The organism is Streptomyces sp. NPDC087270 (genome assembly GCF_044744625.1).
In the GTDB taxonomy this organism is placed as follows: Bacteria; Actinomycetota; Actinomycetes; order Streptomycetales; family Streptomycetaceae; genus Actinacidiphila.
This window is the reverse complement of sequence record NZ_JBIUYR010000023.1, coordinates 92,631-116,523: the sequence shown is the minus strand read 5'-3', so window position 1 is coordinate 116,523 and position 23,893 is coordinate 92,631. Positions and strand designations below refer to the sequence as shown.

Here is a 23,893-nt window from a genome sequence, read left to right as displayed (position 1 = left end):
GGGCTCGATAGCATCAATCACCGGCGCGGCCCCACGGGGCGTGGTGAGTTCCCGCAGCCGGTCCACGCTGCCGGGAGGCCCCGATGAGCGCAGACAACGCGGTGAACGCGGTGAACGCGGAGAGCGCGGAGAACGCCGCCGATGTCGTCCGGCGCGGGCTGCGCCGGATTGATCTGCGCCGGATCGACCTCCGCCGTCTGGGCCGGGTGGCGCTCCTGGGGAGCAACGGCCACAGCAGGGGCCGCCTGCCCGGTGCCATCGAGCATCTGATCAAGGTCCACCGCACCCGCCATCCCGAGGCCGGCCGCGAAGAGGTCGAGACCCTGCGCCGCGCCTATGTGCTCGCCGAGTCCTCGCACCGGGGGCAGACCCGCAAGAGCGGCGAGCCGTACATCACCCACCCGCTCGCGGTCACCCTCATCCTCGCCGAACTCGGCGCCGAGACCACCACGTTGACCGCCTCGCTGCTCCACGACACCGTCGAGGACACCGAGGTGACGCTCGATCAGGTCCGGCGGGGTTTCGGCGAGGAGGTCAGCTATCTCGTCGACGGCGTCACCAAGCTGGAGAAGGTCGACTACGGTGCCGCCGCCGAACCCGAGACCTTCCGCAAGATGCTCGTCGCGACCGGCAACGACGTGCGGGTGATGTCGATCAAACTCGCCGACCGGCTGCACAACATGCGCACCCTCGGGGTGATGCGGCCCGAGAAGCAGGCCCGCATCGCCAAGGTCACCCGCGACGTGCTCATCCCGCTCGCCGAACGGCTCGGCGTGCAGGCGCTCAAGAGCGAACTGGAGGACCTGGTCTTCGCCATCCTCCACCCCGAGGAGCACGCCGGCACCCGCGCGATGATCGAAGCGGCCGGGGCGCGGCCCGACCCCCTTTCCGTCGTCGCCGACGACCTGCGCGGTGTGCTGCGTGACGCGGGCATCGCCGCCGAGGTCGGCATCCGACCCCGCCACACCGTGTCCGTGCACCGCCTGATGCTCAAGCGCGGCGTGACCGAACTGGGCGGCTGCGACTTCGGCCGCCTGCTCGTCCTCGTGGACGAGGACGCCGACTGCTACGCCGTGCTGGGCGAGCTGCATACCTGTTTCACCCCCGTCATCGCCGAGTTCAAGGACTTCATCGCCGCTCCCAAGTTCAACCTCTACCAATCGCTGCACACCGCCGTCGCCGACCGGCACGGCCGGATCGCCGAGGTGCTGGTGCGCACCAAGCGGATGCACCGTGTCGCCGAGGCCGGTGTGATCGCCCTCGGCGACCCCTACGCGGCCGAGGCCGCGCAGGGCCCGGAGGCGGCAGTCGCCGCCGGGGACGGCTGGGCGGACCCCGACCCCACCCAGCCGGGCTGGCTCGCCCGGCTGCTGGAGTGGCAGCGCGCCGCCCCGGACCCGGACACCTTCTGGACGGCGCTGCGCGACGACCTCGCCCAGGACCGCGAGATCACCGTCTTCACCAGCCAGGACGGCGACCGCTCCGGCACTCTCCGGCTGCCCGCGGGCGCGAGCTGCGTGGACGCCGCCTACGCCGTCCACGGCGAGGCCGGCCACGCCTGCGTCGGCGCGCGGGTCAACGGCAGGCTGGCGCCGCTCGGCACCCGCCTGCGCGACGGCGACGCTCTCCAGCTTCTGATGGACGACACCGCCGCGTCGGCGCGCGAGCCCGAGGGCCCCGACCCCGAATGGCTGGAGCACGCGACCACTCCGGCCGCCCGGATCGCCATCACCGGCTGGCTGGCGCTGCACCCGACCGCGCCCGGCGGGGCCCGGCCGGCCGCCGCGCCCGCCGCCCGTCCGCTGCCGGCGGTCGACAGCACGCCGGACACCGACCCGGTGGCCGTCACCGACCTGCCCGGTGCCGCGGTGCGGCTGGCGCGCTGCTGTACGCCGGTGCCGCCGGACCGCGTGACCGGGTTCGTGATCCGCGGCGGGACCGTCGCGGTGCACCGGGCCGGGTGTCCGGCCGGCTCCCGGATGGCGGCGGCCGGGCGGACCGCCGTGCCCGTCCGATGGCGCGACGGCACCTCCGCAGGGAACTTCCGCGCCACCGTCCTCGCCGAAGCGCTCAGCCGGCCGAGACTGCTCGCCGACCTCACCGAGGTGATCGCCGCCCAGGGGATCGGCATCGTCTCCGCGGCCGTGGAGCCGCCGCAGGAGCATCGCGTCCGGCACACCTACACCGTGGAGCTGCCCGCGCCCGAAGCCCTCGCCGGGCTGATGCGGGCCATGAAGTCGGTGCCGGGCGTGTACGACGTCTACCGCGCCCAGCCTGCTGTCGCTGCTGTCCGTAACTGATCACACTGAGTAAACGGGCGGTCGCTTCCCGCTGTTCCCGGATTTCGTCACTCCTGCGGGTGATCCTGTGCGGATTTCGTTCGGAATGCGAACTTCTCGCGGAACCGGCCGCCGGTCGGACCGAAAGTCGCGTGACCCTTCCGCCCCGGCGTGCGACCATCAAAGGTAACGGCGCCACCACGGCTGCCGGCCACTGACCGTACGACCGAAGGACCCGATGACCTCCAACGCTTCTTCCTCTTCTTCGAACAACCGCCAGCGCCTCCCGGAGAGCCTTCGGGCCGACGCCCTGATGGAAGAGGACGCGGCCTGGAGCCACGAGATCGACGAGGATCGGGACGGCGACCAGTTCGACCGCTCCGACCGCGCGTCTCTGCGCCGGGTCGTCGGACTCTCCACTGAGCTGGAGGACGTCACCGAGGTCGAGTACCGGCAGCTCCGTCTGGAGCGCGTGGTGCTCGTCGGGGTGTGGACCTCCGGCACCGTCGACGACGCCGACAACTCGCTGGCCGAACTCGCCGCCCTCGCCGAGACCGCGGGCGCCATCGTGCTGGACGGCGTGGTCCAGCGCCGCGACAAGCCGGACCCGGCTACGTACATCGGCTCCGGCAAGGCGCAGGAGCTGCGGGACATCGTCGTCGAGACCGGCGCCGACACCGTGGTCTGCGACGGTGAGCTGAGCCCCGGCCAGCTGATCCACCTCGAGGACGTCGTCAAGGTCAAGGTGGTCGACCGCACCGCGCTGATCCTGGACATCTTCGCCCAGCACGCCAAGTCCCGTGAGGGCAAGGCGCAGGTTTCGCTCGCGCAGATGCAGTACATGCTGCCGAGGCTGCGCGGCTGGGGCCAGTCGCTGTCCCGGCAGATGGGTGGCGGTGGCTCCGGCTCCTCGGGCGGCGGCATGGCCACCCGCGGACCCGGTGAGACCAAGATCGAGACCGACCGGCGGCGCATCCGCGAGAAGATGGCCAAGATGCGCCGGGAGATCGCGGAGATGAAGACCGGCCGCGACCTCAAGCGCCAGGAGCGGCGGCGCCACAAGGTGCCGTCCGTGGCCATCGCCGGCTACACCAACGCGGGCAAGTCCTCGCTGCTCAACCGGCTCACCGGCGCCGGAGTCCTGGTGGAGAACGCCCTGTTCGCCACCCTGGACCCGACGGTCCGGCGCGCCGAGACGCCCAGCGGGCGGCTCTACACGCTCGCCGACACGGTCGGGTTCGTCCGGCACCTGCCGCACCACCTGGTCGAGGCGTTCCGCTCCACCATGGAGGAGGTCGGCGACGCCGACCTGATCGTGCACGTGGTGGACGGCTCGCATCCGGTGCCCGAGGAGCAACTGGCCGCGGTCCGCGAGGTGTTCCGCGATGTCGGCGCACTCCAGGTGCCGGAGATCGTGGTGGTCAACAAGGCTGACGCGGCCGACCCGCTGGTCCTCCAGCGGCTGTTGCGGGCCGAGAAGCACGCCATCGCGGTGTCCGCGCGCAGCGGGCAGGGCATCGACGAGCTTCTGGAGATCATCGACGACGCGCTGCCGCGCCCGCAGGTGGAGGTCGAGGCCCTGGTGCCTTACACCCACGGCGGGTTGGTCTCCCGGGCGCATGCCAACGGCGAGGTGCTCTCCGAGGAGCACACCGGCGAAGGCACGCTGCTGCGGGTGCGGGTGCACGAGGATCTGGCCGCAGAGCTGGCGCCGTTCACCCTCGCCGCCCAGCACTGACCGGAGTTCGACCGGCCACCGGGCCGAGGTCCGCCTCTTGGGCGCACGACAACGGGTAAGGGTCCGCCTCCTGGAGGCGGACCCTTACCCGTCACTGCGCTGTCACCGTCACCCGGCTCAGCTGAACTTCTTGCTCACTCCGTCGTAGAGCTTCTTCGCGTCCGCGCCCAGCCGGGGCCCCGCCAGCCACGTTGCCGTGACCGGGCCGATCGAGGTGTTGCTGACCAGCCCCTGCTTGCCGTCCGGCATCGTGGCGAACCACCCGCCACCGGAGGCACCGCCGGTCATCGTGCAGCCGAGCCGGTACTCCGTCGGTGCCGAGGCGAGCAGCGACAGCCGGCCCGGCTTGCCCTGGCAGGCGTACATCCGCTGGCCGTCGTAAGGCGCCTCCGCCGGGTAGCCCCATGCGCCGATGGTCTTGATCTGCGTCGTCGAGGGGGCGTCGAACCACACCGGCATCGCCGCCCCGACCGTCTCCTGCAGCGACTTGCCGCCGGAGCCCTTCGCGGGCGTCACGTGCAGCACCGCGAAGTCGTACGGCGACCCGCCGCCGCCCTCCTCGGAGCCGGAGTCGATCCACTCGTCCGAGGTGCCGGCCCAGTCCGCCCACCACACGCCGTACGGCGCGAGCTTGTCCACGCCCGCGTTCGCCAGCGCGGCCGCGCTCTGACCGGCGTCGTTGTAGTCGGGCACGAAGGCGATGTTGCGGTACCAACCGCCGCTCTTGCCCGCGTGGACGCAGTGCCCGGCCGTCCACACCAGGTTCGACTTGCCCGGGTGCGCCGGATCGTCGACCACCGTGGCCGAGCAGACCATGGGCCCCTTCGGGCTGTCGAAGAAGAGCTTGCCGACCGCCGGCGCGTTGTCGTGGTACGGCGAGCCGACCTTCCTGGCCGCCTCGGGCGCCGGCACCGGGTCGGTCTTCCCCTGGTCGGCGGGCACATCCGCGGGCACCTGCTTGTCGTCCTGATCGGCGCCCTTCATCCGGTCGTTGCTCCACAGACCGTCGATCACCGGGTTGACGAAGTCCTGGGCCTTGCGAAGCCACGACGACTTGTCCCAGTTCTTCCAGCCGCCGTCCTTGTACGCCTGTTCCCACTTCTTCAGGTCGCCGAGGCTCGTGGGCAGTGACGTAGGCAGCTTGGGCAGTGTCTTCCTGGCCGCCGCGGTGGTGCTCGGCGACGTCGTCGCCTTGGCGTCGTCGCTCCCGGACGGCCCGCACGCGGTGGCCGCGCCCGCGAGAAGTGCCGCGGCCGCCACGGCGATCAGCGGCCTGCGTATCGATGGCATGGACGTATGTCCCCCTGATTCGTGCGTTCGTGGCTCGTGTGCTGCCTGATTCATGGACGGCACCGGACCTGTGGGCGGTTCCGCGCGGGAAAGTCGGGCGACGGCCCGTGATCGGTCGGTGACCGCGTCGTTAGTACGGATGGGGGACGGACGGAACGCCGAGCAGGAGGAGAGCACACGTGGCGGCCACTTCGAGCGTGCCGGGACAACTCACGGCACCCGCCGAAGACTTCGGTGCGGGGGAGGCGATCCTGCGCAGACAGGCACAGCGCGAGTCCGCGGCGCGCACCTACGCGCGGTCGCTGCCCGTGGTGCCGGTCCGCGCCCGCGGGATGACCATCGAGGGCGCCGACGGCCGTCGCTACCTGGACTGCCTGTCAGGCGCGGGCACGCTGGCGCTCGGCCACAACCACCCGGTGGTCCTGGAGGCGGTCAGGCGGGTGCTGGACTCCGGCGCGCCCCTGCACGTCCTGGATCTCGCCACGCCAGTGAAGGACGACTTCACCACCGCCCTGTTCGAGACGCTGCCACCCGCGCTCGCCGACCACGGCCGCATCCAGTTCTGCGGCCCGGCCGGCACCGACGCGGTCGAGGCGGCCATCAAGCTCGCCCGGATCGCCACCGGCCGGACCGGCCTGCTCGCCTTCTCCGGCGCCTATCACGGCATGACCGCGGCGGCCCTCGCGGCCACCGGCGACACCGACGCGCGAGCCACCGCCGAGGCGGACGCGCGCGTCACCCGGCTGCCGTATCCGTACGACTACCGCTGCCCGTTCGGGACCGGGGGCGAGCGCGGTGCGGAGCTGTCCGCGCGGCTGACGGCCAGTCTGCTCGACGACCCCAAGGGAGGCGTGCAGCAGCCCGCGGCGATGCTGCTGGAGCCCGTCCAGGGCGAGGGCGGCGTCATCCCGGCCCCGGATTCCTGGCTGCGCCGGATGCGGGAGATCACCGCGGCCCGCGGCATCCCGCTGATCGCCGACGAGGTGCAGACCGGAGTCGGCCGCACCGGTACGTTCTGGGCGGTCGAGCGCAGCGGCATCGTGCCCGACGTGATGGTGCTGTCCAAAGCCATCGGCGGCAGCCTGCCGCTCGCGGTGATCGTCTACCGCGAGGAACTGGACGCCTGGCACCCAGGTGCCCATGCCGGCACCTTCCGCGGCAACCAACTCGCCATGGCTGCGGGCACTGCCACGATCCGCTACGTGGCGCGGAACGCGCTGCACGAGCGGGCCGAGGAGGTCGGGTCCCGCATCCTGCGCCGGCTGCGCGGTCTGGCCGCCCACCACGCCTGCATCGGCGACGTGCGCGGCCGCGGCCTGATGATCGGCGTCGAACTCGTGGACACCGGCGCCGAGCCCGACGACCGCGGGGCGCTGCCTGCCGCGCCGCGTCTCGCCGCCCGCGTCCAGCAGGAGGCCCTGCGGCGCGGTCTGATCATCGAACTGGGTGGTCGGCACTCCAGCGTCGTACGGCTGCTGCCACCGCTGACGATCACCGACGAGCAGGCCGAAGCCGTACTGGACCGGCTCTCCGACGCCGTCGCTGCCGCCGACGTGCCCGACGCCGGCAGCCGTGGCGGCCCCATCGGCGGGCGGGCCAGGGGGATCGACACCCTGCGAGCGGGCGAGGCACAGCCGGCGGGCACCCCGTGAGGGCGACCACCGCACCGCGGGCACGCCGGCGCGCAGGATGCCGATCCCCGCTCCGCTCGGCCGGCCGGCTCCTGACCGCGTCACGACCCGACCGCGACGGTGGGGCGCGGCAGCCGTGCCCCACCGCGTGCCACGCCGAGCCGTCGCCCCGGCGCACGCCGCCGCCGCCCCGAAGCGCACCGACCCACCAAGGCACATCACCCCCGCCCCCGTACAGCACTGCCGCACCGCCGTACCGCCGTACCGACAAGTGAGGCCCCTGGCATGACCGCACCCGTGGACCCCGCCGGCACCGACCGCCATGACACCGCCACCTCCGTGCCGCCCCAGCGGGCACGCACCCCCCGGATCGTGACCGGTCCCGACCCGCTGGCTCGCGAGGAGCCGTATGCCGTGGCCGACGCCGCCGGCACCGAGGCACTGCTGCGCTGCTGGACCCGCGAGAAGGGCCTGGCGCAGCCGGCCGACGGGCTGCTGCGGGTGCCGCTGCCGGCGGCGGGCACCGCGGCCGGTGCGGTCGTCCACCACTGGTCCGCCACCGGCCACCACCGCTTCGGGCCCGTCCGGCTCACCACGGCCGACCAGCGGCCGCTGACCGCGGTCGAACTTGCCGCGCTGCTGGCCCGGGAGAGCGGCGCGGACCCGGCGGAGGGTGCCGACCTGGTCGCAAGGGTGGCGGACTCGGTACGCCGGACCGCCGTCTTCGTCACCGACCGGCGCGAACGCCCCGGCCACGGTGATCCCGAACTGCCGTTCCTCGACTCCGAGCAGGCGCTGATCCTCGGCCACCCGCTGCACCCGACGCCCAAGAGCCGCGACGGCCTGGGCGACGCCGAGTCGGCGGCCTACTCGCCCGAGCTGCGCGGCGCCTTCCCGCTGCACTGGTTCGCGGTGGACCCCTCGCTGCTCGCCACCGATTCGGCGTGGACCGATCGCGGCCGCCCGGTGTCCGCGCCCGACCTGCTCACGGCACTGGCCGGGCCAAGCCCTGCGCTGCCCGCCGGTACCGCGCCGCTGCCGTTGCACCCGTGGCAGGCACGCGAGGTCCGCCATCGGCCCGCCGTACAGGAGCTGTTCGACGCCGGGCTGCTGCACGACCTGGGCACCCTCGGGGACCCGTGGCACCCCACCTCGTCGGTGCGTACGGTCTACCGGTCGGGCGAACAGGTCATGTTGAAGCTGTCGCTGGCCCTGCGCATCACCAACTCCCGCCGGGAGAACCTCCGCAAGGAGCTGCTGCGCGGCACCGAGGTGCACCGGCTGCTGCGCAGCGGGCTGGCCGCCCGCTGGCACGAGACCTATCCCCGGTTCGACATCGTTCGTGACCCCGCCTGGCTGGGCGTGGACGACAGGGACGGCCGCCCGCTGCCAGGTCTTGACGTCGCCCTGCGGCACAACCCGTTCGGGCCCGGCGCGCAGGCGCACTGCGTGGCCGGACTGACCTCCCCGCGGCCCTGGCCGCGACTGCCCGCACCGGCGCTGGTCTCCCGGCTCGCGGTGCTCGTCGGCCGCCTCTCCGAGCGGAGCGGACGGCCGGGGACCGCGGTCGCCACCGAGTGGTTCCTGCGCTACCTCGACGAGGTGGTCCGGCCGGCGCTGTGGCTGGACGGCGAGGCGGGCATCGCGCTCGAGGCGCACCAGCAGAACACCATCGTGCTGCTCGACGCCGACGGCTGGCCGCGCGGCGGCCGCTACCGCGACAACCAGGGCTACTACTTCCGCGAGTCGCACCGCGACGCCCTGGAACGCCAACTGCCCGGCATCGGCGCCCACAGCGACACCTTCGTCGCCGACGAGGTGGCCGACGAGCGCTTCGCCTACTACCTCGGCATCAACAACGTCCTCGGCCTGATCGGCGCCTTCGGCGCGCAGCGGCTCGCCGACGAGGAAGTGCTGCTCGCCGCCTTCCGCCGCTTCCTCGCGGGCGTGGCGGGCGGCTCCAGCCGCCTCCCCGAGCGACTGCTGCACAGCCCGCAACTGCGCTGCAAGGCCAACCTGCTGACCCGGCTGCACGGAATGGACGAACTCGTCGGGCCGGTCGACACCCAGTCCGTGTACGTCACCCTGCCCAACCCGCTGGCCCGCTGAGCGGCGGCACGCACCACCGCCGACCGGCCTCTACGCCCCGCCCGCGCGGCCCTTCCGCGCCCGACCGGGACAGGAAGGAGTTCCGTTGCCATCCGCCGACTCCAGTACCGAGGACACTCTCGACCTGAAACTGCCACCGGAGGTCCTCGCGCTGTTCTCGGACAGCGCCGTGGGAGAGCCGACGGGCGGCGGGGGCGCGGCGGGAGCAGCCGGTGGCGTCGCGGGCGGGCTGCTCGACGGCATCGCGGCCTGGTCGGCCGCCGAAACACCGGCCGGGCCCTTCCGGCTGGTCCCGGTCGTCCCTGACCGGGACCTCGCGGTCCTCACCCGGTGGATGAACGATCCGGCAGTCGCCGAGTTCTGGGAACTGGCCGGCGAGCAGCGGGTCACCGAGGCCCATGTGCGGGCCCAACTCGACGGCGACGGCCGCAGCGTGCCCTGCCTCGGCGTGCTCGACGGCAGCGCGATGAGCTACTGGGAGGTCTATCGCGCCGACCTCGACCCGATCGCTCGCTACTACCCCGCCCGGCCGCACGACACCGGCGTCCATCTGCTCATCGGCGGTGTCGCCGACCGCGCCCGCGGCCTGGGCGGCACGTTGCTGCGCGCGGTCTCCGACCTGGTCCTGGACCACCGCTCCGCCTGCGGCCGGGTGATCGCCGAACCGGACCTGCGCAACACCCCCTCCGTGGCGGCCTTCCTCGCCGCCGGCTTCCGGCTCTCCGCGGAGGTCGACCTGCCGGGGAAGCGCGCCGCCCTGATGATCCGCGACCGAGCCCTGCGTCACCGCGTCTGACACGGTGCCCGACCGCGTCCGGCGGTGTCCGACCGCATCCGATCGCGACCGGACGCCGCCGAGCACGCCCGACCGCGCCGGTCGTGTCCGACCGGCGGCGGCCGCTTCGCAAAGCAGCCCTTCCGTCCCGTCCGCAGGAGCCCACCGTGACGATGCCATCCCCGACCGAGTCCGGCGCCGCGTGGGAGCGCGCGGCCAGGCGGCTGCTCGCCAAGATGCTCGCCGAGTTCGCCTACGAAGACGTGATCGCGCCGCAGCCCGACCCGGCGTCCGGCCCCGACGCGTACCGGGTCGACGTCGCACCCGACGTCACCTACCGCTTCCGCGCGCGCCGCGGCTCGTACGGGAGTTGGTACGTGGACGCGGGCAGCATCACCCCGACCGGCGACCCGCTGCACTTCCTCGCGCACGGCCACGACAGCGTGCTCGGGCTCAGCGGCGACACCACGGGCCACCTGATCAGGGAACTGCTCGCCACGCTGTGCGCCGATGTGCGACTGGACGCCACCGCGCTGCCGGCCGCCGAGCTCGCCGACCTCGGCTACGCCGAACTCGAAGGGCACCAGACCGGCCACCCATGGCTCGTCGCCAACAAGGGCCGTATCGGGTTCTCGGACGCCGACGCGGCGCACTGGGCGCCCGAAGCCCGCAGACGCCACCGACTGCCGTGGATCGCCGTCCACCGCGACCTCGCCGAATACCGGGGCACCGGCACCCTGAACACCTCCGACCCGCTCTACGCCGAGGAACTCGCCCCCGAGACCCTCGACACCTTCCACCGCACGATCGCCGACCACGACCGCAATCCCGCCGACTACCTGCTGCTGCCCGTCCACCCCTGGCAGTGGGAACAGGTCGTCGCCCCGCTCTTCGCACCCGCGATCGCCGACAGGTCCATCATCCACCTCACCACTGACAACGACCTGCGGCTGCCGCAGCAGTCGATCCGCACGTTCCTCAACACCAGCCGGCCGCACCGCCGCACCGTCAAGCTCCCGCTGTCGGTGCTCAACACCCTGGTCTGGCGCGGCCTGCCCACCGAGCGCACGCTGGCCGCCCCCGCGGTCACCGGCTGGGTGCACACGCTGCGCGACCACGACCGGTTCCTGCGCGACGAGGCCCGGGTGATCCTGCTCGGCGAGGTGGCGTCCGTCACCGTCGCCCATCCGCAATACGACAAGATGCCCGCGGTGCCCTATCAGTACCGCGAACTGCTCGGCTGTATCTGGCGCGAGCCGCTGACCGCGTACCTCGCTCCCGGCGAGCGCGCACGGACGCTTGCCGCACTGCTGCACACCGACCCGGCGGGCCGCGCCTTCACGGCCGAACTCGTCGCCCGGTCCGGGCTTTCCCCGCGAGTGTGGCTGCGACACCTCTTCGCCGCGCTTCTCCCTCCTTTGCTGCACTTCCTCTACCGGTACGGCACGGTGTTCTCCCCGCACGGCGAGAACGCGATCGTCGTCTACGACGAGCACGACATCCCGGTGCGGCTGGCGGTGAAGGATTTCGTCGACGACGTGAACGTCTCCGCCCAGCCGCTGCCGGAACACGACACCATGCCGGCGGACGTCCGCGCCGTGCTGCTCACCGAGTCGCCGGAATTCCTCACCCAGTTCATCCACTCGGGCCTGTTCATCGGAGTGTTCCGCTATCTCGCGCCGTTGTGCGAGCAGCAACTCGGCGTTCCCGAAAACGAGTTCTGGGCACTGGTACGGGAGGAGATCGTGCGCCACCAGGAGCGCTTCCCCGAACTCAAGGAGCGGTTCGCGCTGTTCGACCTCTTCGCCCCGCGGATCGCCCGGCTGTGCCTCAACCGCAACCGTCTGCACCTCGACGGGTACCGCGACCGGGCCAACCGCCCGCACGCCGCCGTGCACGGGACCGTGGCCAATCCGCTCTGCGGGCCCTGAGCGCGCCGCCTGGCGCCGAGACGCCCCGCTGGGCGCCGCTACGATCGGTCCGACGACGGCTGAGCCGACGAACGGCCCGACGGCGGGAGTGGGATGGGCGAGGAAACCGGCGGCGGGGCATGCCCGGAGTGCGGCAGCGGCGGCGCCCACCCCGGGCAACTGGTCTGCCAGGGCTGCTACGTGCCCTTCGCGCTGATGGCACCCGTCCCCGGCGCGGACCGCACGGACGCGGTGGGCCCCACGGACGCCGTGGGGCCCACCGACTCGGGGGAGACCGCGCAGCCGGCCGACGCGAGGCCCGAACCCGACGCGAGGCCCGAACCCGACGGGAGGCCCGAACCCGACGCACGCCCGGAACCCGAGCCGCACCCCGACCACACCCGGGTCATCGGCCGCCTCGCGAACACCGAGGCGGGCAGCGCCAGGACCCGCAGGGACGGCCCGTCGCGCGCCCTGCGGCTGAGCTTCCCGGGCGGTCAGGTCGTCGAGGTCGAACCCGGCCGGCAGGTCCGGCTGGGCCGCGAGCGGCGGCTGTGCCCCGCGGTCGGATTCCTCGCCGCCCACGACAACCTGTCCCGCCTGCACGCCACCGTCAGGGTCGAGCCGGACGGTTCCGCCTCCCTCACCGACGAGGGCTCCACGAACGGCACGTACCTGCACGGCTACCGGCTCCCGCCCCACGAACCCGCCGTGCTGAACCCGGGCGACGCCATACGGCTCGCCGCCGACGTCACCGTTCGGGTGCTGGCCTGACCGCCGCGTAGGAGGCCACACACCGGGCGAGCGGATGCTCGGCACCCAGGGCGGCGGCCGTGTCGCCCGCCAGCTCCGCGAGGCGCCTGGCCACCGAGGACGCGCCGTTGAGTCCCTCCAGCACGCGCGCCCGGCCGAAGAGCGCCGCGAAGGACGCCGGCGCCTTCTCCGCGTCATGCCGCGCCAGCTGCTGGAGCGCCTGCCAGTACCGCTGGTCGGCGTCGGCGAACCGGCCGGACATGAGCAGTCCCTCGCCTTCCTCCAGCAACGCCCACACCACATGCCGCGTCCCGCGGTCCAGCGCCGTCGGCGTGTGCGGCACACGGCCCGGCTGCCGCAACTCCCTCAGCCGCAGCGCCACCTCGCCCGCGGTCGACGGGCGCTCCGCCGGGTTCTTGGCGAGCAGTTCGTGCACCAGGTGCGCGAGGCCGGCCGGCACCTCGGGCCGGCGCCGCTCGATCCGTTCCGGCGTCTCGTGCACATGCGCGTACGCGTATCCGACGACGTTGCCCGCGGAGAACGGCGGACCCTCGGCGAGGAGCGCGTACAGCACGCAACCGAGGGAGTACAGGTCCGACTGCGCGGTGACCTCCCGGCCGTGCGCCTGCTCGGGCGACAGGTACGGCGGGGAGCCCATGACGGCCTGCGGGTCCGTGTACCGGGTGCGCTGCGGGTCGCGCTGCGCCACCAGACCGAAGTCGCAGATCTTGACGGCGCCGTCGGGCAGCAGCATCAGGTTCTCCGGCTTGATGTCCCGGTGCACGAGACCGTGCTCGTGGGCGTGCTGCAGGCCCGCGGCGATCTGGGCGCCGTAGGCGAGGACGTCGGCGACCGGGAGGCCGCCGAGGTCCAGCAGCACCTCGCCGAAGTCCCGCCCTGACAGCAGTTCCATCACCAGGAAGGGACGGCCGTCGTGCTCGCCCGCGTCATGGATGGTCGCCACGTTGGGATGGCTGAGCGCGGCGGCGGCGACGGCCTCCCGGCGGAACCGGCCCTCGCGCGCGTTGCGCTCGCCCTCGGCCCATTCGGCGCGCAAGGTCAGCACCTTTACTGCCACCCGGCGTCCCAAACCCAGATCGACGGCCGCGTACACCTGCCCGAAGCCGCCGCCGCCCAACCGCTCCTCCAGCCGGTAGCGGCCGCTGAGCAGCGTCCCGGCCCCGATCCGGTCCGGCGGTACGCCCGTCCCGCCCACTCCGCCTCCGCTCACTCGCGTGCGCCCCTCACTCCTGTGCCGTTCAGTCGCGCCCAGGTGACCCGTGGGCCGGTGATCCGTGTCCCTGCGCCCCGTGCGCCGGTGACTCGTCCGCCATCCGCCACAGGTCGGACGGCAGGCCCACCATCGTCGGGTCCGCGGCCGCGGCGGCCTGCTGCGGTCCGACCGTACCGTCCGTCGTGTCGTCCTCGAACACGAACTGACGGCCGCTGGGCAGCAGTTCCAGGCGCTCGTGCAGCACGATCGCGTCCCCGCGGCGCAACTGCCAGCGCGTGCCGTGGAACAGCGGCAGCAACTCGTCCCCGGTCGGCCGCCGGCGGCGGACGCGGGTGCCGTTGGCACTGCGCTCGTCGACGACGGTCAGCCCGGTTCCGTCGTACTCCAGCAGCACATGCGTGCGGCTGACGGAGTCCACCGCCTTGTCGTCGATCCAGGCGCCGAGGGCGACCCCGCCGCCCGCGGGGGCCCGGCCGACCGCGAGCGGCTCGCCGGCCGTCACCATGAAGCGGCCGCGAACCGTGCCGTCCATGACCACCTTCATCTGCGCGCGGCGCGGCCGCGGCCCGGCGTCGGACAGCGGCAGTCCGTGGGTGGGGCACAGCACCCGCTTGCCCCGGCGGCGGGGAAGCGCGGTGCCCGGATGTTCGCCCGCCCCGAACAGCGGGCAGTCCGCTTGCGGGCAGCGCCAGTCCCGGCTGAGCACATCCCGGTGCGCCGACGGTGCCCAGCGCCTGAGCACCCCTGCCTCCAGCAGCAGGCCCTCCTCCTCCTTGCGCGAGATCTGCCACTCCGGGGGCACCGGCATGATCCGCGGGCGCACCACCAGCGCCCCGTCGGGGCCGAGCAGCGGGCGCAGGAAGTGGTCCCGGTCGCCCGGAATCCACGGGTAGGCGCGGTGGAAGTCGAGGAAGTTGTCCGCGCTGACCACTTGCAGTTCAAGCGTGTCCGCGAGCTCCAGGATGCGGTCGTCGGCCCTGGGCAGGACCTCCAGCAGCCGGTCGCGGTACCAGCCCGCCAGGCGCTCGCGCTCCTCAGCTGTCAGGCGGCCGTCGGTCAGCAGCGAGCGGTCCGTGATCGGGTAGACCTGCACCGCGGGGTCGTGGGCGAACTCCGCCAGCGCGTCGAGCAGCGCCTCGAAGCGGCTCAGGTCCGCCGCTCTGTCACCGCCGAGGGCTGGTTCGCGGACGACGTTCGCCACGTCGATCACGTATTCCGCGGCCGAGGCATCAAGCGTCAAGCGGCTCTCGCACTGCATATGACCAGAAGCTAGCACCGCCCGACCGAGGCGGTCCCGGGAATGTCCGGCCGGTGACCGGACCGGCCGGACCCGGACCGCGCTGTCGGTGCGGCGCCGTAGGCTGGCCCTCCTATGACTGCCACCACCCCACCCGCCCTCACCGACCTGCTGCACGCCGCCGTCACCGCCGTCGGCGGGGTGGAGCGGGAAGGCCAGGTCGCCATGGCCGAAGCCGTACAGGCCGCCGTGGAAGACCAGTCCCATCTGCTCGTCCAGGCCGGCACCGGCACCGGGAAGTCGCTCGGCTACCTGGTGCCCGCCCTGGCACACGGCGAGCCCGTGGTGGTGGCCACTGCCACCCTCGCCCTCCAGCGGCAGTTGGTGGAGCGGGACCTGCCGCGCACGGTGCAGGCGCTGAAGCCGCTGCTGCGCCGCGAACCGGCGTACGCGATGCTCAAGGGCCGTTCCAACTACCTGTGCCTGCACCGTCTGCACGAAGGCGTGCCGCAGGACGACGAGGACGGCCTCTTCGACCCCTTCGAGGCCGCCGCGCCGACCAGCAAGCTCGGCAAGGACCTGCTGCGGCTGCGTGACTGGGCCGACGAGACCGAGACCGGTGACCGGGACGGACTCAGCCCGGGGGTCTCGGACCGCGCCTGGAGCCAGGTCTCGGTCACCTCCCGGGAGTGCCTGGGCGCCACCAAGTGCGCCTACGGCGCCGAGTGCTTCGCCGAGGCGGCCCGCGAGCGGGCCAAGCTCGCCGAGGTCATCGTGACCAACCACGCACTGCTGGCCATCGACGCCATCGAGGGCGCCCCGGTGCTGCCGAGCCACGAGGTGCTGATCGTCGACGAGGCGCATGAACTGGTCTCACGCGTCACGGGGGTCGCGACCGGCGAGCTGAGCCCCATCGGGGTCAACCGCGCCGTCAAGCGCGCCGCCAAACTGGTCAACGAGAAGGCCGCGGACGCCCTCCTGAGCGCCGGCGAGGGTTTCGAGCGGGTGATGGAGCTGGCCCTGCCCGGGCGGCTGGAGGAGATCCCCGAGGACCTCGCGTACGTACTTGCCGCGCTCCGCGACGCGTGCCGGCTGGTGATCACCGCGCTCGGCGAGACCCGGGACAAGTCCGTGCAGGACGAGGACGTGATCCGCAAGCAGGCCCTGGCCTCCGTCGAGCACGTGCACGAGGTCGCAGAACGCCTGGTGCAGGGCTCGGAGTACGACGTGGTGTGGTGCGAGCGGCACGACCGGTTCGGCGCGTCGCTGCGGGTGGCGCCGCTGAACGTGTCGGGTCTGCTGCGCGAGAAGCTCTTCAACGACCGCTCCGTGGTGCTCACCTCCGCCACCCTCAAGCTGGGCGGCGACTTCAACGGGGTGGCGGCCTCGCTCGGTCTGTCCCCGGAGGGTGTGAAGGCCCCGGAGGGCGAGGAGGAGGTGCCGCCCTGGAAGGGCATCGACGTCGGCTCGCCCTTCGACTACCGCAGGCAGGGAATCCTCTACGTGGCCCGGCACCTCGCCCAGCCGGGCCGGGACTCCGGCCGCGAGGACATGCTCGACGAACTGGCCGAGCTGATCGAGGCGGCCGGCGGACGCACCCTGGGGCTCTTCTCGTCGATGCGCGGCGCCCAGGCGGCCGCGGAGGCGATGCGCGGGCGGCTGGAACACCCGGTGCTGCTCCAGGGCGAGGAGACGCTGGGCGAGCTGATCCGCACCTTCGCCGAGGACGCCGGCACCTGCCTGTTCGGCACGCTGTCCTTGTGGCAGGGAGTGGATGTGCCGGGCGTGAACTGCCAGTTGGTGGTGATGGACCGGATTCCCTTCCCCCGGCCGGACGATCCGCTGATGAGCGCGCGGCAGAAGTCGGTGGAGGAGCACGGCGGAAACGGCTTCATGGCGGTCGCCGCCACCCACGCGGCGCTGCTGATGGCCCAGGGCGCGGGGCGGTTGATCCGCGCCTCCGGCGACCGCGGTGTGGTGGCCGTGCTCGACCCGCGGCTGGCCACCGCGCGCTACGGGGGCTTCCTGCGCTCCTCGATGCCCGAGTTCTGGTACACCAACGACCGCAACCAGGTGCGGAGGTCGCTGGCGGCGATCGATGCGGCGGCGGTGCGGCCGGCAACCGCCGAGACGGTTGAGGCCGAGGCCTGACAGGGCCGTCGCGGCGGTGTACGGGCCCCTGAGCGGCCCGTAGCGCTCGCGGTGGCCCTCCGGATACACAGATACGGCGAAGGGCCCGGCAGCCCGCCCACAGCGGCCTGCCGGGCCCTGTCCAGCCGGGTCGAGCCCGGCTCCGAACAATCGCCGAGCGCCGGGTCAGATCCGGCGCAGCACTGCCACGACCTTGCCGAGGATCGTGGCCTCGTCACCGGGGATCGGCTGGTACGCCGCGTTGTGCGGCAGCAGCCACACGTGGCCGTTGTCCCGCTTGAAGCGCTTCACGGTCGCCTCGCCGTCCAGCATCGCCGCGACGATGTCGCCGTTCTCGGCGACCGGTTGGCGCCGTACGGTCACCCAGTCGCCGTCGCAGATGGCCGCCTCGATCATCGAGTCGCCGACCACCTTGAGCACGAACAGCTCGCCGTCACCGACGAGCTGGCGCGGCAGGGGGAAGACGTCCTCGACGGACTCCTCGGCCAGGATGGGACCGCCGGCCGCGATCCGGCCGACCAGCGGCACGTACGAGGCCGAGGGCTTGCCGGTGGTGTCGGTGGGCTGCGGGTGGCCAGCGTCCGACGCGCGGACCTCGTACGCGCGCGGGCGGTGCGGGTCGCGGCGCAGGAACCCCTTCCGCTCCAGCGCCATGAGCTGGTGGGCGACCGACGAGGTGCTGGACAGGCCGACGGCCTGGCCGATCTCGCGCATGGACGGCGGATATCCGCGGCGCTGCACCGAGTCCCTGATGACCTCGATGACGCGGCGCTGGCGCTCGGTCAGCCCCGAGCTGTCGGCGCGAATTCCCGGGGGCCGTCCGGGGAGGGCGCGCGCCGGCTTCGGGGTGCTGTCTTCGTTCGTCACGTCCAACGGGCCGATTCCGTCCGGGGAGCGGTCATGCTCGGGCAATGTGCCGGTGGCGCTCTCTGCGGTGGTGGTCACGGCGGCCCCTTTCGAGTTGTTCTCCACCGCATGGACTGCGGTCGGCCCGCCTCCGCGTGCGGGCAGTTAGTACAACGGTAGTGGGTTTCGAAAGGTTGCGCCAAACACACGTTCGAGTGAATTAGCGAAAATCCGCTGACGTGATCAAGGTACCGGGTGTATTGATCGAATGGAAGTTCGATTCCCGCATTGCCTCCGGCGTGGCGGTCGAGGCGCCGCCCAGGGTGCCCGCGGAGAGCGCGGACCGGGTGCGCGCATTCCGGTCGGCCCAGTGTCGCACCGGCTCGCGGAGTGCGCCCCGCGGGCCCGCTCCCATACGCTCCGGCATGTCGCGAACGCCCTCCGTGGCCGTCGCGCGGCCACGACACGCGGATCGCACCCCCTGATGCGCGGGCACCAGATCTAGTGGTTGGATAGGGCCCGGCCACCACAAGTTGTGGTTTCCAAGCGGGCCCAGTGGCTTCAAAGCCGCAGCGATCGCCTATGCTTGAGGCTGCTTCCGGGGTTCTGGCAGGACCTCGCGGAAGCATGTTCGTCGTGCGCTCACCGTGGGTGAGGGAGGGAGTGGGAAGACCGTGCACTGCCCCTTCTGCAGACACCCCGACAGCCGCGTCGTCGACAGCCGGACCACCGACGACGGTGCCGCGATCCGTCGCAGGCGCCAGTGCCCCGACTGCGGGCGGCGCTTCACGACCGTCGAGTCGGCCTCGCTGATGGTGATCAAGCGCAGCGGCGTCACCGAGCCCTTCAGCCGCAACAAGGTGATCGCAGGCGTGCGCAAGGCGTGCCAGGGCCGGCCGGTCACCGAGGACGCCCTCGCGCTGCTCGGGCAGCGGGTCGAGGAGGCCGTCCGCGCCACCGGCAGCGCCGAGCTGTCCACCCATGACGTGGGACTGGCCATACTCGGTCCGCTCCAGGAACTCGACCTCGTCGCCTACCTGCGCTTCGCGAGCGTCTACCGGGCCTTCGACTCGCTCGACGACTTCGAGCGGGCCATCACGGAGCTGCGCGAGCAGCTCCCACCCATGACTCCCGGCGGGCTTGACGAGGACCTCGGGGTCCCCGCGTCCGCGGGCACCGACTGACCGGCGTCGGGACACGGATTTGCCGACGCGCGCCCTAGCGCGCCGAGGCGTCAGACAACACATCGTGCTGCGGGAAGAACCGCGCACATCAGGGCGTTTGCCCATATTGGGAGGCGGAATGACCGAGACGACGAGCGGCCCGGCACGCGGTTCACGCACCAAGGGGTCGAAGGTGAACAAGGGCCTGCGTATCGAGCGCATCCACACCACCCCCGGCGTGCACCCGTACGACGAGGTGGTCTGGGAGCACCGTGACGTCGTCATGACGAACTGGCGCGACGGGTCGATCAACTTCGAGCAGCGCGGTGTGGAGTTCCCCGACTTCTGGTCGGTGAACGCGACCAACATCGTCACGAGCAAGTACTTCCGTGGTGCGGTCGGCAGCCCCAAGCGCGAGAAGAGCCTCAAGCAGCTCATCGACCGGGTCGTGCTCACGTACCGCAAGGCGGGCGAGAAGCACGGCTACTTCGCGGGCCCCGCGGATGCCGAGATCTTCGAGCACGAACTGACGTACGCCCTGCTGCACCAGGTGTTCAGCTTCAACTCGCCGGTGTGGTTCAACGTCGGCACCGCCCAGCCGCAGCAGGTCTCCGCCTGCTTCATCCTGTCGGTCGACGACTCCATGGACTCGATCCTCGACTGGTACAAGGAAGAGGGGATGATCTTCAAGGGCGGCTCGGGCGCCGGCCTGAACCTCTCACGCATCCGCTCCTCCAAGGAACTGCTCTCCTCCGGCGGCAACGCCTCGGGCCCGGTCTCCTTCATGCGTGGCGCCGACGCGTCCGCGGGCACCATCAAGTCGGGCGGCGCCACCCGCCGCGCCGCCAAGATGGTGGTCCTGGACGTCGACCACCCCGATGTCGAGGCGTTCATCGAGACCAAGGTCAAGGAAGAGCAGAAGATCCGCGCGCTGCGCGACGCGGGCTTCGACATGGACCTGGGCGGGGACGACATCACGTCCGTCCAGTACCAGAACGCGAACAACTCCGTCCGGGTCAACGACGAGTTCATGAAGGCCGTGGAGGGCGGCCGGCAGTTCGGGCTGCGTGCCCGGATGACCGGCGAGGTCATCGAGCAGGTCGACGCCAAGTCGCTGTTCCGCAAGATGGCCGAGGCGGCCTGGGCCTGTGCCGACCCCGGCATCCAGTACGACGACACCATCAACCACTGGCACACGTCGCCGGAGAGCGGCCGCATCACCGCGTCCAACCCGTGCAGCGAGTACATGCACCTGGACAACTCCAGCTGCAACCTCGCCTCGCTCAACCTGATGAAGTTCCTGCGCCACGACGACGAGGGGCACCAGACCTTCGACGCGGCGCGCTTCGCCAAGGTCGTCGAGCTGGTCATCACCGCGATGGACATCTCCATCTGCTTCGCGGACTTCCCGACCGAGAAGATCGGCGAGACCACCCGCGCCTTCCGCCAGCTGGGCATCGGCTACGCGAACCTGGGCGCGCTGCTGATGGCGACCGGCCACGCGTACGACTCGGACGGCGGCCGCTCGCTGGCCGGCGCCATCACCTCCCTGATGACCGGCACGTCCTACAAGCGGTCGGCCGAACTGGCCGCGGTGGTCGGCGCGTACGACGGCTACGCGCGCAACGCGGACGCGCACAACCGCGTCATGAAGCAGCACTCCGACGCCAATGCGACGGCCAAGCGGGTGGACGACCTCGACACCCCGGTGTGGGCGGCGGCCACCGAGTCGTGGCAGGACGTCATCCGACTCGGCGAGAAGAACGGTTTCCGCAACGCCCAGGCATCGGTGCTCGCCCCCACCGGCACCATCGGCCTGATGATGGACTGCGACACCACGGGCGTGGAGCCCGACCTGGCGCTGGTCAAGTTCAAGAAGCTGGTCGGCGGCGGCTCGATGCAGATCGTGAACAACACGGTCCCCGTGGCACTCAAGCGCCTCGGCTACCAGGAGGAGCAGGTCGAGGCGATCGTCGCCCACATCGCCGAGCACGGCAATGTGATCGACGCGCCCGGCCTGAAGACCGAGCACTACGAGGTCTTCGACTGCGCCATGGGCGACCGGGCGATCTCCGCCATGGGCCACGTCCGGATGATGGCCGCGGCCCAGCCGTTCCTGTCGGGCGCCATCTCCAAGACGGTCAACCTGCCGGAGTCCGCGACCGTCGAGGAGGTCGAGGAGGTCTACTACGAGGGCTGGAAACTCGGCCTGAAGGCCCTCGCGATCTACCGCGACAACTGCAAGGTCGGCCAGCCGCTGTCGGCGAAGAAGAAGCAGGACACCAAGGTCGACACCGCCGCGGAGGCGCAGGCTCCCGTCCAGGTCGAGAAGGTCGTCGAGTACCGCCCGGTCCGCAAGCGTCTGCCCAAGGGCCGCCCGGGGATCACCACCTCCTTCACCGTCGGTGGCGCCGAGGGCTACATGACGGCCAACTCCTACCCGGACGACGGCCTCGGCGAGGTCTTCCTGAAGATGTCCAAGCAGGGCTCGACCCTCGCGGGCATGATGGACGCCTTCTCGATCGCCGTCTCCGTCGGCATGCAGTACGGAGTCCCGCTGGAGACCTACGTCTCGAAGTTCACCAACATGCGCTTCGAGCCGGCCGGCCTCACCGACGACCCGGACGTGCGGATGGCGCAGTCCATCGTGGACTACATCTTCCGCCGCCTGGCACTGGACTTCCTGCCGTTCGAGACCCGCTCCGCGCTGGGCATCCACTCCGCCGAGGAGCGCCAGCGGCACCTCGACACCGGTTCCTACGAGGCCGGTGAGGACGACGTCGACGTCGAGGGCCTGGCCCAGTCCGCGCCGCGCCACGTGGAGGTCGCCAAGCCGCTGTCGGCGGCCAAGCCGGCGGCCGCGGTCCCGGCGCCCAAGGAGGCCCACAACTCCACCGAACTGCTGGAGATCCAGCTCGGCCTGAATGCCGACGCCCCGCTGTGCTTCTCCTGCGGCACGAAGATGCGGCGCGCCGGGAGCTGCTACCTCTGCGAGGGCTGCGGTTCGACCAGCGGCTGCAGCTGAGCACGCTGATTCCCGGTTGAGACCGGGTGGCTGACCGGCCGGGCGGCGCCGCGTGACGTGGTGCCGCCCGGCCGGTCGCGTTCTTCCCCCGGTCCTGGCAGGCGCGTGCCGGTTGCGACGTTCGGGTGAACATCGGGGAGGCGGTGTTTCGCGCGTCAAGGGGGCGAGGGGAATAGCTCCGGAGGAAGGGCGATTGATTCCGGACGAAGATCGATTCGTGCCCGCGGGAGCCGTGCACGTGCAAGGGGGAAGACCATGTCAGATGTGGACATTCGTTACGTCGGCGGGCCCACGGCGGTCGTGGAGGTCGGAGGGCTGCGCCTGCTCACCGACCCGACGTTCGACGAGCCGGGGGAGTACCCGATCGGCGCGCGGGCGCTGGTGAAGACGGCGGGTCCGGGCGTGGCACCGGCCGAGATCGGGCCGCTCGACGCGGTGCTGCTGTCGCACGACCAGCATCCGGACAACCTCGACCGGGCAGGGCGGGCGCTGCTGGCCGAGGTCCCGCTGGTGCTGAGCACGCGATCCGCGCACGACCGGGTGGTCGGCCCGGTGCGCGCCCTGGGCAACTGGGAGCACATCGACCTGCCGCGCCCGGACGGAGGCGTGCTGCGGGTCACCGGCGTGCCGGCGCAGCACGGACCGGACGGCAGCGAGAAGCTGGTCGGTGAGGTCACCGGTTTCGTCCTGTCGGGCAGCGGCTTGCCGACGGTCTACATCAGCGGGGACAACGCTTCGCTCGACGTGGTGCGGGCCGTCGCCGACCGCTTCGGTCCCTTCGACGTGGCCCTGCTCTTCGCCGGGGCGGCCCGCACCGCGCTGGTGCCGGACGGCACGCTCACCCTCACGAGCGCGCAGGCGGCGGAGGCGGCCGCGATCCTGGAGGCCCGGCAGGTGGTGCCGCTGCACTTCGAGCAGTGGGCGCACTTCACGCAGGATGGCGTCAGCGTCGAGGCGGAGTTCGCCGCAGCGGGTCTCGCGGACCGCCTGCACCGGTTGGGACCGGGCGCCTCCGTCGCGCTGTGAGCGCTCCCTCGCGGTGCCGGAATGGATCGGGTGAGGTGCCCGACGCCACTACGATGGCGCGGTGTTGGTCAAGTGGATGCGCTGCGGGGTCGTCGATCGACCGGGGTTCGACCGGGGACAGCGCCGATGGGTGGCGCTGCGCCAGCAGCCGGGGTTCCTCGGCCAGGGCGGAGGGTGGAGCCGAGCCCAGCCGGGAGTCGCGCACCTGTTCGGCTTCTGGGACGACCGGCGCTCGTACGACGCCTTCATGGCCGGTCCGCACGACGGCGTCGCCGCCGCGCAGCAGGGCACGTACGAAATGCTCGCGGTGCGGCTGTTCGAGCACCGGCTGGATGTGAAGGTCGGTTTCGAGCCACTCTTCGCCGACACCGATCTGCTCAGAGTCGCGCTGTGCAAGGTGCGGCCGGAGCGCGTCGACCACTTCACGCAGATGCAGGAGCGGGTGTGGAACCCGGCCATGGCCGGGTCGCCCGGGATGCTGCGCGGGGCCTTCGGCCGGGGCGAGACGGACGACTTCCTGGTGCTGTCGATGTGGGACTCCGCCACGGAGCACGGCAAGTACCGGGAAGGGGCCGTGGAGCGGCTGTCCGAGCGTGCCGGGCTGGACGCCGATGTGCTCTCCGTGGCCGGCGACGTGGTGGACGTGGTGCAGGCATGGACGGTCTGAGCGGGGACGCCGATCCGGTCGGCACCGGCCACGGCGTCCGGGCATCCGGTCGGCGCGGC

At 72.0% G+C, this 23,893-nt stretch carries 16 protein-coding genes; 12 read left to right on the top strand and 4 right to left on the bottom strand.

Features of this window, described 5'->3' with window-relative positions; all coding sequences use genetic code 11:
* Positions 1–83 precede the first annotated feature (83 nt).
* Both ACIPAE_RS34525 and hflX read left to right on the top strand, forming a co-directional pair.
* Entirely contained in the window at positions 84–2,300 is a 2,217-nt protein-coding gene (locus ACIPAE_RS34525; RefSeq protein ID WP_402450707.1) for a RelA/SpoT family protein, read from the top strand.
* Positions 2,301–2,517: 217 nt separating this feature from the next.
* Entirely contained in the window at positions 2,518–4,017 is a 1,500-nt protein-coding gene (gene hflX / locus ACIPAE_RS34520; RefSeq protein ID WP_329364040.1) for a GTPase HflX, read from the top strand.
* A gap of 117 nt (positions 4,018–4,134) precedes the next feature.
* On the opposite strand, the gene ACIPAE_RS34515 is transcribed toward hflX, so the two are convergent.
* On the bottom strand, positions 4,135–5,307 hold the full coding sequence (locus ACIPAE_RS34515; protein WP_402450704.1) for a trypsin-like serine peptidase: 1,173 nt from the start codon (positions 5,305–5,307) through the stop codon (positions 4,135–4,137).
* 179 nt (positions 5,308–5,486) lie between these two features.
* On the opposite strand from ACIPAE_RS34515, the gene ACIPAE_RS34510 reads away from it, so the two are divergent.
* The 5 genes from ACIPAE_RS34510 to ACIPAE_RS34490 all read left to right on the top strand — a co-directional run bounded on the left by ACIPAE_RS34510 (position 5,487) and on the right by ACIPAE_RS34490 (position 12,506).
* The gene (locus ACIPAE_RS34510) at positions 5,487–6,959 is read left to right on the top strand and encodes a diaminobutyrate--2-oxoglutarate transaminase family protein (RefSeq protein WP_402450701.1); all 1,473 of its coding nucleotides are present in this window, start codon (positions 5,487–5,489) and stop codon (positions 6,957–6,959) included.
* 264 nt (positions 6,960–7,223) lie between these two features.
* Positions 7,224–9,047 carry an IucA/IucC family protein gene (locus ACIPAE_RS34505; protein WP_402450699.1) on the top strand — a complete coding sequence of 608 codons (1,824 nt, stop codon included), beginning with the start codon at positions 7,224–7,226 and terminating at the stop codon, positions 9,045–9,047.
* A gap of 85 nt (positions 9,048–9,132) precedes the next feature.
* Positions 9,133–9,843, top strand: a complete 711-nt coding sequence (locus ACIPAE_RS34500) for a GNAT family N-acetyltransferase (RefSeq protein WP_402450698.1) — start codon at positions 9,133–9,135, stop codon at positions 9,841–9,843.
* A 152-nt stretch (positions 9,844–9,995) separates the two neighbouring features.
* The gene (locus ACIPAE_RS34495; protein WP_402450750.1) at positions 9,996–11,753 is read left to right on the top strand and encodes an IucA/IucC family protein; all 1,758 of its coding nucleotides are present in this window, start codon (positions 9,996–9,998) and stop codon (positions 11,751–11,753) included.
* A 93-nt stretch (positions 11,754–11,846) separates the two neighbouring features.
* Positions 11,847–12,506, top strand: coding sequence for an FHA domain-containing protein (locus ACIPAE_RS34490; protein ID WP_402450695.1), 660 nt, complete (start codon positions 11,847–11,849; stop codon positions 12,504–12,506).
* On the opposite strand, the gene ACIPAE_RS34485 is transcribed toward ACIPAE_RS34490, so the two are convergent.
* Together ACIPAE_RS34485 and ACIPAE_RS34480 are read right to left on the bottom strand one after the other, a co-directional pair.
* Positions 12,484–13,701: a serine/threonine-protein kinase gene (locus tag ACIPAE_RS34485; protein ID WP_402450693.1), complete on the bottom strand. Its 1,218-nt coding sequence runs from the start codon at positions 13,699–13,701 to the stop codon at positions 12,484–12,486. The two genes, ACIPAE_RS34490 and ACIPAE_RS34485, sit on opposite strands and share 23 nt — an antisense overlap.
* Before the next feature lie 43 nt (positions 13,702–13,744).
* Positions 13,745–14,959, bottom strand: coding sequence for an FHA domain-containing protein (locus ACIPAE_RS34480; protein WP_402450690.1), 1,215 nt, complete (start codon positions 14,957–14,959; stop codon positions 13,745–13,747).
* 132 nt (positions 14,960–15,091) lie between these two features.
* On the opposite strand from ACIPAE_RS34480, the gene ACIPAE_RS34475 reads away from it, so the two are divergent.
* Positions 15,092–17,107, top strand: a complete 2,016-nt coding sequence (locus ACIPAE_RS34475) for an ATP-dependent DNA helicase (RefSeq protein WP_402450689.1) — start codon at positions 15,092–15,094, stop codon at positions 17,105–17,107.
* A 165-nt stretch (positions 17,108–17,272) separates the two neighbouring features.
* Here ACIPAE_RS34475 and lexA read toward each other — a convergent pair whose 3' ends face one another.
* Positions 17,273–18,052, bottom strand: a complete 780-nt coding sequence (lexA, locus tag ACIPAE_RS34470) for a transcriptional repressor LexA (protein WP_328470230.1) — start codon at positions 18,050–18,052, stop codon at positions 17,273–17,275.
* A gap of 575 nt (positions 18,053–18,627) precedes the next feature.
* Between lexA and nrdR the strand changes: the two genes are divergently transcribed.
* From nrdR to ACIPAE_RS34450, 4 genes are all read left to right on the top strand, one after another.
* On the top strand, positions 18,628–19,137 hold the full coding sequence (gene nrdR, locus ACIPAE_RS34465; RefSeq protein ID WP_328470232.1) for a transcriptional regulator NrdR: 510 nt from the start codon (positions 18,628–18,630) through the stop codon (positions 19,135–19,137).
* A gap of 118 nt (positions 19,138–19,255) precedes the next feature.
* Positions 19,256–22,141 (top strand): vitamin B12-dependent ribonucleotide reductase, encoded by a 2,886-nt coding sequence (locus tag ACIPAE_RS34460; protein ID WP_329364024.1) that lies wholly within the window; start codon positions 19,256–19,258, stop codon positions 22,139–22,141.
* Between the two features lie 255 nt (positions 22,142–22,396).
* The gene (locus ACIPAE_RS34455) at positions 22,397–23,167 is read left to right on the top strand and encodes an MBL fold metallo-hydrolase (RefSeq protein ID WP_402450686.1); all 771 of its coding nucleotides are present in this window, start codon (positions 22,397–22,399) and stop codon (positions 23,165–23,167) included.
* A 61-nt stretch (positions 23,168–23,228) separates the two neighbouring features.
* Positions 23,229–23,834 (top strand): YdbC family protein, encoded by a 606-nt coding sequence (locus ACIPAE_RS34450; protein WP_328470238.1) that lies wholly within the window; start codon positions 23,229–23,231, stop codon positions 23,832–23,834.
* The last annotated feature ends 59 nt before the right edge of the window (positions 23,835–23,893 follow it).